The organism is Pelatocladus sp., assembly GCF_059505505.1.
Genome location: NZ_JCACKS010000255.1, coordinates 1 through 12,070, shown reverse-complemented (window position 1 = coordinate 12,070; position 12,070 = coordinate 1). Strand labels below are relative to the sequence as shown.

At 38.8% G+C, this 12,070-nt stretch carries 13 protein-coding genes; 6 read left to right on the top strand and 7 right to left on the bottom strand.

All coding sequences use genetic code 11. From position 1 onward, the window contains the following. Nucleotides 1-331 precede the first annotated feature (331 nt). Entirely contained in the window at nt 332-658 is a 327-nt protein-coding gene (locus tag AC5JMK_RS26665; RefSeq protein WP_096678023.1) for a hypothetical protein, read from the top strand. Nucleotides 659-760: 102 nt separating this feature from the next. On the opposite strand, the gene AC5JMK_RS26660 is transcribed toward AC5JMK_RS26665, so the two are convergent. Continuing rightward, nucleotides 761-994 (bottom strand): Nif11-like leader peptide family natural product precursor, encoded by a 234-nt coding sequence (locus AC5JMK_RS26660; protein ID WP_096678024.1) that lies wholly within the window; start codon nt 992-994, stop codon nt 761-763. Nucleotides 995-1,493: 499 nt separating this feature from the next. Between AC5JMK_RS26660 and AC5JMK_RS26655 the strand changes: the two genes are divergently transcribed. Then, nucleotides 1,494-1,691: a hypothetical protein gene (locus tag AC5JMK_RS26655; RefSeq protein ID WP_096678025.1), complete on the top strand. Its 198-nt coding sequence runs from the start codon at nt 1,494-1,496 to the stop codon at nt 1,689-1,691. Between the two features lie 273 nt (nt 1,692-1,964). Here AC5JMK_RS26655 and ilvC read toward each other — a convergent pair whose 3' ends face one another. Next, nucleotides 1,965-2,960, bottom strand: coding sequence for a ketol-acid reductoisomerase (gene ilvC / locus AC5JMK_RS26650; protein WP_096678026.1), 996 nt, complete (start codon nt 2,958-2,960; stop codon nt 1,965-1,967). 58 nt (nt 2,961-3,018) lie between these two features. Continuing rightward, nucleotides 3,019-3,891, bottom strand: a complete 873-nt coding sequence (locus AC5JMK_RS26645) for an aldo/keto reductase (protein WP_096678027.1) — start codon at nt 3,889-3,891, stop codon at nt 3,019-3,021. Nucleotides 3,892-4,749: 858 nt separating this feature from the next. On the opposite strand from AC5JMK_RS26645, the gene AC5JMK_RS26640 reads away from it, so the two are divergent. After that, complete coding sequence (locus tag AC5JMK_RS26640) at nt 4,750-5,844, top strand: IS701 family transposase (RefSeq protein WP_096678028.1); 1,095 nt, start codon at nt 4,750-4,752, stop codon at nt 5,842-5,844. A gap of 140 nt (nt 5,845-5,984) precedes the next feature. Here AC5JMK_RS26640 and rppA read toward each other — a convergent pair whose 3' ends face one another. Then, complete coding sequence (rppA, locus tag AC5JMK_RS26635; RefSeq protein WP_495911363.1) at nt 5,985-6,677, bottom strand: two-component system response regulator RppA; 693 nt, start codon at nt 6,675-6,677, stop codon at nt 5,985-5,987. A gap of 67 nt (nt 6,678-6,744) precedes the next feature. Here rppA and hisG point away from each other — a divergent pair, with 67 nt between their 5' ends. Both hisG and AC5JMK_RS26625 read left to right on the top strand, forming a co-directional pair. Then, complete coding sequence (hisG, locus tag AC5JMK_RS26630; RefSeq protein ID WP_096678030.1) at nt 6,745-7,389, top strand: ATP phosphoribosyltransferase; 645 nt, start codon at nt 6,745-6,747, stop codon at nt 7,387-7,389. 106 nt (nt 7,390-7,495) lie between these two features. Then, nucleotides 7,496-8,200: a class I SAM-dependent methyltransferase gene (locus AC5JMK_RS26625; RefSeq protein WP_096678031.1), complete on the top strand. Its 705-nt coding sequence runs from the start codon at nt 7,496-7,498 to the stop codon at nt 8,198-8,200. 18 nt (nt 8,201-8,218) lie between these two features. Here the strand turns inward: AC5JMK_RS26625 and AC5JMK_RS26620 are convergent, their stop codons facing one another. From AC5JMK_RS26620 to AC5JMK_RS26610, 3 genes are read right to left on the bottom strand one after another with little or no spacing between them, the layout of a single operon-like run. Then, a complete protein-coding gene (locus AC5JMK_RS26620) occupies nt 8,219-8,380 on the bottom strand; it encodes a hypothetical protein (protein WP_495911362.1) in 162 nt (53 codons plus the stop codon). Nucleotides 8,381-8,417: 37 nt separating this feature from the next. Then, nucleotides 8,418-9,431, bottom strand: coding sequence for a cytochrome d ubiquinol oxidase subunit II (gene cydB, locus AC5JMK_RS26615; protein WP_096678032.1), 1,014 nt, complete (start codon nt 9,429-9,431; stop codon nt 8,418-8,420). An 8-nt stretch (nt 9,432-9,439) separates the two neighbouring features. Next, nucleotides 9,440-10,882 (bottom strand): cytochrome ubiquinol oxidase subunit I, encoded by a 1,443-nt coding sequence (locus AC5JMK_RS26610; protein WP_495911361.1) that lies wholly within the window; start codon nt 10,880-10,882, stop codon nt 9,440-9,442. Nucleotides 10,883-11,095: 213 nt separating this feature from the next. On the opposite strand from AC5JMK_RS26610, the gene AC5JMK_RS26605 reads away from it, so the two are divergent. Next, entirely contained in the window at nt 11,096-11,920 is an 825-nt protein-coding gene (locus tag AC5JMK_RS26605; RefSeq protein ID WP_096678034.1) for a sulfatase-like hydrolase/transferase, read from the top strand. Nucleotides 11,921-12,070 lie beyond the last annotated feature (150 nt).

The window sequence follows — 12,070 nt, the reverse complement described above, 5'->3', positions numbered from 1 at the left end:
ATTTGAGAGTCGTCAATAAGCTATTTAGCTTTTACTGCTTATCAGTATTCTCTAATAAAATTCCAAAAATGCTCAATCAGATTTAACTGTGGATAATAAGATGGTAAATAACTCTTCTTATATACCCAACTTTTTTGCATAGTTCTGTACCAATTGGCACTTCTAATACCTGGCTTTATCTAATATAATAATAATTGGTATGTTTAGTCCGAAATTAGCTTATACGGTTAATGTTGTTTTTGATATTTTACACAAGCTACAGATCTCTTTATGCTTCAAATTGAAGTGCGGAGTGTAGGTGTATAGTCGTTAATGTAGCTTTGGCGATTCAATGAGTAACTTTCAAATCGATATCGACTTTAGTAATGTTGATTTTTCTTCCCTTGAGACAGAAGACGATTTTCAAGCAGAGGCAAAAAAATTACTGCCGAATGCACTGATAAAGCTAGGTGAAGCTGTGGGTGAAAAGACATGGGAGGAATTACAAAAAGGGCTGAAACAACCAGGAAATAAACTCAAATCTTCTGAACGCGAGAAGCGTAAGTTTATGCAAGAAACAGGAAGAACTTATCAAAGAAATGCAAGTAGCACTCTCAAGCAAGAACTGGCAGACTACATAGTAGAGCAATTATCTCAGCATAAAAGACAATCCTCATAACAGCGCTGAAAAGCTCAGTCAATGTCCGAGGAATTGGCTTTTGAAGCCCACACTTACCAATGAGTGGAAGTGTGGGAGCATGTCACTGTTCCATATCAGGAATTATCTAGGATAAATATGCAGTCTAGGAGCTATCCCTGGATTGACGATCGCTGCTAACTCTTCAGAAGACAATTTGCTCAGTTCTGTCTGTAGTTCTTCAACTGTGAAGTCATAGCCACGTTCTTGAGCAATCTGGATGAAAGCTTCTGGGTTTGCTGCTGCTTTGAGTCTTTCCTTTAATGCTTGATCTTGTTTAACTGCTTTGAAAAGTTGAGCTGCATTATTCTGTGTCATGTCAGTCTCTCCTATTTGAAATATCAGATTTCAATGTAGTTATTTAACTCCTGCGGTTTCACCAAATCCACCCAAGGTCGCTGCTAACTAAAGTCTTATACTTCAATCTTGAACTAAGGAGGAGAATGTCTGATTAACTTTGACAAAAAAATATAAGTTTACACTTGATTTGTGAAGCGATCGCTCCCTCTTCAGCTATTGGATAGAGCCAATCGCTACGGGAGTAGCACCATTAGCTATAGTTAAAATTGAGGGAGATCGCCTGATCCCTGTTTATCAACGACTAAGCCAGTTTGCGAAAAGCTTTTGAGCATAGGTGTGAAGCAGGAAAATAGTTTGTTTCTGGAAAGACAAGCATTCATGTTGTAGATCTTTGATATAGACCAATCCAATGGCTGTGAGGAGTGAGCAATAAAAAAGATTTGTGAATTTTATTGATCGCTAAATTGGTCTAGAAACAGAAGAATTGCGGTTATCTGATTCGTAGAAGTGTCAGTCCATGCATAACTCATTGAACAAACTTTTGGCTTACATGCTTATCGCTACTTTAGTAGGCTGTGCTACTCAACAGAGTCAGCAACTACAGCAAACAGACATTGAGCAGTCCAGTTCTAGTGGAGGACAGCAGCAGTGTTCGCGTATTGAAGTGCGCCAAGACAACGGCAAAACCGAGGTCAAGCGCTCAAATGACTGTTAATAAGGTGATCCATTGCTGAGTCACCCTCGCATCTACCTCTACAAAAAATACATTTTCCAATAGACATCTCCGAAAAAGACGATAAAAGCCTTGTACAATCAGGGTCAATCGATTTTGGATTTTGGATTTTAGACTTCGTCGTGACACTTCGACAGGGAGCATCCCAATTTTTTAATATACCGCGCTTGGGTCTCAACCCGTAGGGTTTTTTGAAAATTTGGGATGCTCTCATGGGCATGTTAAGAATTCCCAGTTCCCTGTTAATGTACTTATTTAGTCCTTCTTCATCCAACTAAACATCGCGCGTAAATCTTTGCCAACTTCCTCAACTTGATGTTCGGCTTCTTTACGACGCATCGCAGTAAATCCAGGTTTACCAGCTTGGTTTTCTACCACAAATTCCCGTGCAAATTGACCAGTTTGAATTTCTTGGAGAATTTTTTGCATTTCTGCCTTGGTTTGTTGGTTGACAATCCGAGACCCACGGGTGTAGTCACCATATTCTGCGGTATTAGAAATGCTATCACGCATTTTCGCTAGCCCGCCTTCCACAATCAAGTCAACAATTAATTTAACTTCGTGGAGACATTCAAAATAAGCTAACTCTGGTTGATAACCAGCTTCTACCAAGGTTTCAAATCCGGCTTTAATTAAGGCACTCAAACCACCACACAATACTGCTTGTTCACCGAATAAGTCAGTTTCAGTTTCTTCGCGAAAGGTAGTTTCAAGAACGCCTGCGCGTGTACCACCAATACCTTTAGCATAGGCCATGGCGCGATCGCGTGCCTGTCCAGAAGCATTTTGATACACAGCAAACAGACAGGGTACTCCTTGTCCTTGTTCGTAAGTTCGTCGTACCAAATGTCCTGGTCCTTTGGGTGCTACCATGATCACGTCTACCTCAGCAGGTGGTACAACTTGACCAAAGTGAATATTAAAGCCGTGGGCAAAAGCTAGGACGTTTCCTGGTTCTAAATTGGGTTCGATTTCGTTTTTGTAAACAGTTCTTTGAACTTCATCAGGTAATAAAATCATCAACAAGTCAGCTGCTTTGGCTGCATCTGCTACATTCTTAACAGTTAACCCAGCAGTTTCGGCTTTTGCCACTGACTTACTGCCCGGATATAATCCGACAATCACGTTCATACCACTATCTTTAAGATTGAGGGCATGGGCATGACCTTGGGAACCATAACCAATGATAGCAATAGTTTTTCCAGCTAAAAGGTCTAAATTTGCATCTGCGTCGTAATACATCCGAGCCATAAGCGCATCTCCAGTCAGCAAGCATCCTGTTTTATTGCAGACTTGTTATTTTACCGGATTATGATGCTGTTTCTTGATCTATTATTTGTACTTCCTGATCAGATAATCTCAGATCCACACCCCGTACGGTATCTTCGATACTAGAAATTTTACTGGCGCCAGGAATGGGTAGGATACATGGCGATTTTGCACGTAACCATGCCAGTACGATGTTATAAACTGATACGCCTTTTGTTTTGGCTAATTGAGCGATCGCTGGGATATCTTGTAAGTTGCCATGGCGGCGACTCCCACCAAAAGGACTCCAAGGTAAAAAAGTTAAACCCTCAGCCTCGCAATATTCTAGAACTCCGTCGAATTCCGCCTGACGCTGCCAAGGATTGTATTGATTTTGCACTGAAACGATATCAACTACATCTCTAGCCCTTTTTATTTGTTCTACAGAAAAGTTAGAAACTCCTACAAACCGAATAATTCCCTCTGTTACTGCTTCTTTTGCTGGTGTGAGGGATTCTTCAATAGAATATTCGGGATCAGGTGTGTGATATTGCCATAGATCAATGGGTTTATTACCACCTAAAGCCCCAAAGCTTACACGAATTGTTTCTCGCAGGTGATTGGGATTACCGTTACGTGTCCAACTACCATTCGGACGCATTAAGCCACCCTTTGTTGCCACAATCACATTACTGGTATCACCATTGTAAGTTTGTAAAGCTTTGTGAATCAGTCGTTCATTATGATGTTTGTCTGTTTCATCTTTACAATAAGAATCAGCAGTATCAATGAAAGTGACTCCCAATTCCAAAGCACGCTGAATAACATTGATTGACTCTGATTCTGGAGGGCGGTTACTTAACGACATCGGCATACCCCCCAAACCGATGATACTCACATCAACACTTGTGTTACTTAGTTGTTTTTTTTCCATGTTTATGGCTAAGTTCTCAGTACTCTTAACCTAACTCTAGCGCTTTCTCTTATGAAAAACTAATTAAGAATTTAGTATTTGAATAACCTGTTATTTGCAGGTTTTGTCAAGCTAATTGCTTTCGAGAACTTTTCACTATTGTTAATTAAATTACTTGCTTGAAAATAGAACGTAAAATAGCAGGAGTATAAAAAACAATTTTAGGACTTACTCATGACAGGAAAAAAGTATAAGGTGACACTTCAGACATTGGATTTTGATTTTTCTATGATTTTTAAGCGATCGCTATACATCAAACTATGAGCGAGAAAAGCCTCAAACATAGATTCTTGAAGCACAAAATCATAAATTTGTATAGTGAGGAAATTTCCAATTTTGATGTATTGTAGTTATTCATGTTTATTAATCAACAACAAGTATTTTTTATTTTTATGTTGATCAACAAAAAATTTTGCTAATGTGTACTGCTATTAGATGTTATTTGACTTGATTTTTGCGATATACTTCAATAGTTGTCACTAAAGTCAGGGCTACAACAATGGTATTTTTCATGGCTCTATTCTTAATTAGTATATATTTTATTAATCAAAAATTCTATTGACTAAAAGATAAATTAATCACCAGTATAATTTCTGGGAAATCCTCAACGTTCTATTAAGTTTGGGTAAAATTTTTGAGAAAACTATAAAATTTTATTATGTTCAATAAAATAATATCAATATCTATGAAAAATAGAATAAGTAAATAGTTTTTACTTCAAGAAAGCTTCATAAAACTGTAAGTAATCTTTAGTTATATTATGGGACGCTACCAAAAAATTACTGCATAAGCATATATTTATTTTTCTGGAGTCAAAATATGGCGCAGCCCAGGGAAGCAGTTACTACCATCACTTTTATTGATAACTATTGTGCAAGCTACAAATATCTTTTCCCCGAAGTGAGAAGTTTTGAGTTCTTCAAGTGGTTGCATTTAGGCTTAATTTCCGATATAAATCGCAAAAGTTTACCTGCGATCGCTAAATATTTGGGGTTAAATAATCAAGCTTTACTGCATTTTGTCACAGAATCACCTTGGCAAATACAAGAATTAAGAAATCAAAGATTATCTCTGATTCGTCAGGTTTTGCAGGGGAGAAGTTTCACTCTAATTATTGATGATTCTGGAGATAAAAAGAAAGGTAAAACAACAGATTATGTGGACAGACAATATATTGGTAACTTAGGCACCGTTGAAAATGGAATTGTTTCCATTAATGCCTATGCTTTTATAGATGGGTTAATTTTTCCTCTTATATTTAAAATCTTCAAGCCACCAAAAAGATTAAAACCAGGTGAGACGTTTAAAACGAAGCCTCAATTAATTGCTGAGATAATTGAAGAATTACAAGAAAAAAGATTTAAATTTGACTTAGTATTAGCAGATAGTACCTATGGAGAGTATGATACCCTCGTTCATATTTTCAATCAGTTTCAGTTGAATTTCATCACAGCTATTAGGAGTAATCATGGTTTTTGGTTGGCACCCACTCAAAAACCTAGATACACCAGTTGGAAAAATTTTCATCGCATTTTCAGTAACGGTAAAACAGAACAAAGCTACATTCGTGAAATTATCTTTGGAAGTCGTCGAGAACTTCGCTACTGGCAAATAACAAACAACAAAGAACAATCACCGGAAAATTATAGTTTGTTTTTAATCAGTAATTTACCAAAATCTATTAATTCAGCAGTTGAGAATCCTTATGGATTAATAACTTGGTTAGAGTATGGCTGTAAACACAGTAAAAATTACATAGGTTGGTCAGATTTCCGCATCACTAACTACGAGCAAATAGAACGTTGGTGGGAAATAGTGTGTAGTGTTTACTGTATGCTGAGTATGCAGTTCCATATTTTCCAGCAAAAGTCTAATCAACAAAGCCAAGATGGAAAAGCTGAACTTATTGCCTAGATTATTTAATTTAGAGGGGGAATAAGAATTAGGAATTAGGAATTGGGGATTGGGGATCGGGGAATTATACTAAAAATGATTTAAAGCTTTACTTATTTGAAATTTGATAACTGATAATTGATAACTGATAACTGATAACTTCACTGATCATTAGATATCCCAAAACGGTATCCTTTACCGTAAACACTATGAATTAATTGCGTTTCATTCGGTAACTCAATCTTGCGCCGTAACAGACGTATCAACGCAGCAATAACATTACTACTGGGTTGTTCGTGATCTTGCCACAAAAATTGCATGATCTGAGTGTGGGTCAGTAACTTGCCAGTATTTTCCATAAAATATTGCAGTAACTGACTTTCTTTTTGTGAAAGTTCTATCACTCGTTCTTGACGATAGGCGACTTGATTTTCCAGATCAAGTTCTAAATCAGCTACTGACAAGCGATTTGTATGTATCTCAGGCGTTTGGGAAGCAGAACGTCGTAATAAAGCACGGACTCTTGCTAGTAACTCTCGCAATTCAAAAGGTTTAACTAAATAATCGTCTGCACCCGCATCTAAACCTTCAACTCGGTCATCAAGAGTATCTTTGGCGGTCAGAAATAATACAGGAGTAATAACGCCTCGATCGCGTAATTCTTGACATATCTCCAATCCTGTTTTTCCAGGCAGCATCCAATCTAAAATCAGTAAGTCGTAATTACTTGTTTGCGCTAGTTGACTGCCACTTCTACCATCATAAGCAGCATCGACACTGTATCCCTCACGACTTAATATCCGACTCAAGGGATCAGTCAATTCAATTTCATCATCAACTACTAAAATTCGCATGGTCAGCCATCAACCTTTAACCATCAGCTTTCCTGTATTATTATCATGCTGACTGCTAATGCCACTTATGCTTACTGTTGCACTGCCAAAAGGTGAACTTCTTAAAAATAGCATCCAATTGCTACAAACTGTAGGGCTAGATTTTAGTGCTTTTTTAGACTCTGGGAACCGACAATTACAGATTACTGATACAAACGCAAAAGCCAAAGGACTATTAGTTAGAGGTCAAGATGTGCCAGTTTACGTAGAATACGGTCAAGCACAACTGGGTATTGTAGGTTACGATGTCCTGCGAGAGAAAAAACCGCAAGTGGCACATTTAGTTGATTTAGGGTTTGGGTATTGTCGCATGTCGGTAGCGGTAAAGCAATCAAGCCCTTACCGATCGCCACTCGATTTACCTGCTCATGGTAGAGTTGCATCCAAATATGTCAACTGTGCGCGTGAATATTTTCATGGTCTAGATTTACCCGTGGAAATTGTACCGCTATATGGTTCTGTAGAACTAGGCCCAATCACAGGCATGTCTGAAGCGATCGTTGATATAGTTTCTTCAGGGCGGACATTACGCGAAAATGGTTTGGTGGAAATTGAAGTGCTGTATGAAAGTACAGCGCGATTGATTGCTCATCCTTTAAGTTATCGCCTCAATACAGATAACCTCAGTGATTTGATAAGCAAGATAAGAGAGACTATTTTGATAACTGTATAATATGTATTCTTTATGTCTTAGTGTCTTGATGGTTAGTTTAAACCACCAAGACACTGAATATACAAAGCAAAATCATAATTTCTATAAACTTTAACACAACTATAAAATGTCAAATCAGAGTATAGATTTTGACGCCAACCCACCAGTTACAAGCAACGAATATGACAATATGGCGCGAATAGCTCTACCTGGCTATGACGCCATGCATACAATGGTGTTGTCTTGTTTGCGATCGCACCTACAAGAAAAAGCAAATCTGTTGATCGTCGGTGCTGGTACGGGGATGGAGTTAGTCAAGTTTGCTCAAGGTAATCAATACTGGCACATGTTAGGTGTAGATCCGTCTGCTGATATGCTCTCTATTGCCCAAGAAAAAATACAGCAGCACGGATTATCTCAACAAGTCACCCTATTTCGGGGATACACTCACGATTTGCCTACTAATCCTTTATATGATGCAGCAACTTCTATCTTAGTGATGCATTTTATTCCAGATGATGGCAGTAAACTGGCTTTTTTACGAAGTATCGCCCAACGTTTGCAATCATCAGCAGCTTTCATCTTAGTAGACGTGTTTGGTGAAAAAAACACTCGTGAATTTGAGCGGATTGTTTCTTTTATCAAAGAATATTGGCAAGAAATGAAAGTACCGCCAGAAAAGATCGCCGGGTTGTTAGAATCACTTAACACAGGTGTTTATCCGATTTCAGAAGCTAGAGTATTGGAGTTGTTACAGCAAGCTGGTTTTGTAGATGTGATGAGATTTTATACAGGACTTTGGGTTAGTGGTTGGGTGGCGATCAAAAAATAAAGCGATCGCCCAAAAGTGTCAAAGCACCGCCAGATCTTTAAAACAGCGACGTGTTAACTCCAGACGAGCAGATGGATCTTTCTTGTTACGAATATCAATGTTAGTAGCAAAAAAGTAAACATTATTTCCTCTTTCCAAGTAACCAACATACCATCCGATTTGCGGTGTAACGTTGCCCACAAAACCGTTACTTTTTACTTTTGCCTTGTTTGGTCAATTATTCCCCATAGTGACCGCCAGTGATCTTACCCCGGAAGACAATGTATTGATAAAGGTTGTAGAACAACATCACGGGAATCAGTGCGCCAATGAAAATAATCATAAAAACCAGCGCACTCGGATCAGCAGCAGCTTCATAAATGGTGATTTCAGTGGGAATAATGTAGGGAAAAACAACCATTGCTAATCCTATAAATGTCAGCAAAAACAACAGAATTGTCCAGATCAAAGGCGCTCTTTCTTCTTTGCGAAACAAGCTTCTAATTAATAGCGATATCAACAAAACTCCCAACATCGGAATCACAGCAAATACATACACCTGCGGGCGATGGAACAAACGCTCTCTGGCGTAATCGAAAAATATTGGAGTGCCAATTGTAATCAAAATGGCTCCGATCAGAGTTGTCACTGCTGCAATCTTCGCAGTTTTATAGTGGGCTTGTTGTAATTCGCCTGTGGTTTTCCATACTAAATAAGTGGAGCCAATCAAGACATAGCCCTGAATCAGAGTCAAAGCAACCAGTACAGTTTGCCAACTTAACCAATCCCAAGTTGTACCGATAAAGTGGCCTGTTTGGTCTACCTTAATTGCTTTGAGTACACCACCAAGGGCAAATCCTTGACCTAATGCTGCGAGAAAACTTCCAGCACCAAAAGCAAAGTTCCAAAATAATTTTCGTTGGGCTTGTTCGCGAAATTCAAATGCGACAGCACGAAAAATCAGCCCAAATATCATCAACAAAATGGGAATGTAAAGGGCATTCAAAATTGTGGCATAGGCAAGGGGAAATGCCCCAAACAAACTACCACCCATCAAAACTAACCAAGTTTCATTCGCATCCCAAATATTACTCAAGCTAGTCATTAAAATGCCACGACGTTCTTCGTTGGAAGCAGTCAGAGATAAAATTCCGACCCCCAAGTCAAACCCATCCAACATGACATAGAGAAACAAGAAAAGAGCTAAAATACCGAACCATACTTGCGGTAAAAAATAATTTAGTGTTTCCATCACACCTCCTATTGCTGTGCTTCCACAGGACGCTCATCCGGGATAAATTCTCCAGGAGTAGTTTCGACTGCGGGTTGGTTTTCTACGCCTGGTATTGGTAAATCTAGTCTTGGCCCTCTACGGATAATCCGACTACCGAAGTATAAAACGGTGAAAAATAAAATGCTGTAAACGGTTGCAAACCCAATTAAAGATGTTAAGACATTACTTGCAGGCAAATCTGAAGCAGCATCAGCAGTACGAATCAGTCCGTAGACAGTCCAGGGTTGTCTGCCTACGCAACGGACTATCCAACCTGACTCTACCGCAATGTATCCTAAAGGAGCAGCAAAAATCCAACCCAGCATTAACAAGCGTTGTTGGGCAATGTTTTCGGGTGAGAGTTTACCGCGTAGCCATTGTAGAGTGCTGACTAGCATTAATCCTGCTAAGAAGAAACCAATGGCAATCATGATCCGGAAGGAGTAATAAATTAATCCGATCAGATGTGGTCTATCGGCTGGTTGCCATTCTTTTAAACCACGCACAGGTTCAGAAAGTTTTTGCTTGAATTCCAAAATATAGCCCAAAGCATTGGGAACGATGATTTCCCAGTCATTTTTCTCGGCTTGTTCATTGGGTAAAGCCACCAAACTCCAATCTGCTGGTTGTCCAGCTGGGGTTGTATGCCATTGCGCCTCCATTGCTGCTAATTTGGAAGGCTGGTAGTGATATACTTGCTCACCACTTAAATGTCCTACGTATATCTGTAATGGTGTGACTGCGATCGCAGTTGCTAAGGCAATTTTAAAAGCCTTGGCAAAAAAGGCACTTTGACGATTATTGAAAATATACCAAGCACTTATCCCACCAATCACAAACAGTGAAGTTTCCAGTGTGCCAAGAAACATATGTGACACACTCACCGCCATGAACGGATTGAAGATTCCTTGAAAGTAATCATGGACAATAAATTTACCGTTGACCATTTCTCCACCCGCAGGAGTTTGCAACCAGGAATTAGCTGCCAAAATCCAGAAAGTTGATAAGTTAGCACCAACGGCAACCAAAATAGTAGAGATAAAGTGAATGATCGGGTGAACACGTTCCCAGCCAAACACCATTATTCCTAAAAAAGCAGCTTCTAGCATAAATGCCCAAGAAGCTTCAAAGCCAATGACACTACCAAAGAAATTACCAATCGCTTCCGATAAAGGCGCCCAGTTTGTCCCAAACTGAAACTCCATCGGGATACCAGTAGCTACACCAATACCAAAGTTTAAAATATAGAGTTTTGACCAAAAACGAGCATGGTAGTAGTAATCTGGGTTACGAGTCTTCAACCATACTCCCTCTACAATCACTAGATAAATTGCCATACCTGTAGTTAGTACAGGCCAAAGCATATGAAATATGGCTGTCAAAGCAAACTGCATCCGCGACAGCGCCACGGTATTAGAGAGAAATTCCATAAGTCCTTCCTTTCACTGGTTGAACAACTATGTGTCAGGATTGTCACCCACTACATAAGCAGTGATTACTCATGACTGTGACAATCCTTTACAAAGTTTTAACGTATGACTTGATGTCGTCAGAGTCAAAGGTAGGCGATCGCAAATATTTCACAACGCTAACTCAGTGAAGCAGTATAATTTGCGGGAAGTCAATCTTTATACCCAATATCCATGCCCAATAATCTTGTATACATCATTATGGATAGCTGCCGATACGATAGCTATGCAGCTGCTGCAACACCCAATATTGATTTGCTAGGAAAAGCAGAGTGTCGCTATAGCTATGCATCTTGGACTTCTCCTTCTCACTACACCATGTTGATGGGCATGATTCCACATCAAAGTCCACGCGGTGTATTTGCTTCAGAAGTGTACAAGCAGGAGTTTGTCAAATGGGTGGATCGTTTGAATATCCCAAATCTGTCTTTTAAAACTTTTGTTCCTTACTTATCCTTGCCGAAAGTTTTACAAGACAATGGCTATAAAACAATCGCCAGGGTTTCCATGCCTGTTCTCAATCAATTTACCAACATTAACAAGTATTTTGATGACTATAAATTAATGCCAAATCATAATGATTTTCCATCCATGATTCATGAAATGGAATTTTCTGATGATCAACCTCGTTTTTATTTTTTCAATTTAGGTGAAACTCATTATCCCTATATGTTAAAGGGAGATGATATGCCTCGAATATCTGGTGTGCATGGAGTTTTTAAACATATTGATGAATTTTTGTTGGTTGGTAACCAATCAGAAGAAAAGAGGTTTTTTGAACCGGAGGAAATGACTCGCTTACACAAGCAACAAATTAATTGCGTAGAGTATGTAGATAAATTAATTGGTGATTTATTTCATAAATGTCCTAAAAATACCCACATGATTATTACGGCTGATCACGGCGAATTATTTGGAGAAGATGGTTATTTTGGACATGGACCAATTATGCATTCTAAGTGTTTTGAAGTTCCATTTTTAGAAGGAAGAAGACCGTAATCTGAATGTCAAAGTATAGCTGTAAGATGAAAATTCAAATTAGTTTCAAAGACATCTACCATTTTTTTATATCTAGATAGATTTTGTAGGAGGCGTGTAGTTTTTCACTCTCCCCCCACAAACGAGAGTTTGCAGCGTAGGTAAAAGCAA

What these genes read in the sequence shown, in the direction of transcription:
- AC5JMK_RS26665 (WP_096678023.1), top strand. Translation starts at nt 332, where the DNA reads ATGAGTAACTTTCAAATCGATATCGACTTTAGTAATGTTGATTTTTCT.
- AC5JMK_RS26660 (WP_096678024.1), bottom strand. Translation starts at nt 994, where the DNA reads ATGACACAGAATAATGCAGCTCAACTTTTCAAAGCAGTTAAACAAGAT.
- AC5JMK_RS26655 (WP_096678025.1), top strand. Translation starts at nt 1,494, where the DNA reads ATGCATAACTCATTGAACAAACTTTTGGCTTACATGCTTATCGCTACT.
- ilvC (WP_096678026.1), bottom strand. Translation starts at nt 2,960, where the DNA reads ATGGCTCGGATGTATTACGACGCAGATGCAAATTTAGACCTTTTAGCT.
- AC5JMK_RS26645 (WP_096678027.1), bottom strand. Translation starts at nt 3,891, where the DNA reads ATGGAAAAAAAACAACTAAGTAACACAAGTGTTGATGTGAGTATCATC.
- AC5JMK_RS26640 (WP_096678028.1), top strand. Translation starts at nt 4,750, where the DNA reads ATGGCGCAGCCCAGGGAAGCAGTTACTACCATCACTTTTATTGATAAC.
- rppA (WP_495911363.1), bottom strand. Translation starts at nt 6,677, where the DNA reads ATGCGAATTTTAGTAGTTGATGATGAAATTGAATTGACTGATCCCTTG.
- hisG (WP_096678030.1), top strand. Translation starts at nt 6,745, where the DNA reads ATGCTTACTGTTGCACTGCCAAAAGGTGAACTTCTTAAAAATAGCATC.
- AC5JMK_RS26625 (WP_096678031.1), top strand. Translation starts at nt 7,496, where the DNA reads ATGTCAAATCAGAGTATAGATTTTGACGCCAACCCACCAGTTACAAGC.
- cydB (WP_096678032.1), bottom strand. Translation starts at nt 9,431, where the DNA reads ATGGAAACACTAAATTATTTTTTACCGCAAGTATGGTTCGGTATTTTA.
- AC5JMK_RS26610 (WP_495911361.1), bottom strand. Translation starts at nt 10,882, where the DNA reads ATGGAATTTCTCTCTAATACCGTGGCGCTGTCGCGGATGCAGTTTGCT.
- AC5JMK_RS26605 (WP_096678034.1), top strand. Translation starts at nt 11,096, where the DNA reads ATGCCCAATAATCTTGTATACATCATTATGGATAGCTGCCGATACGAT.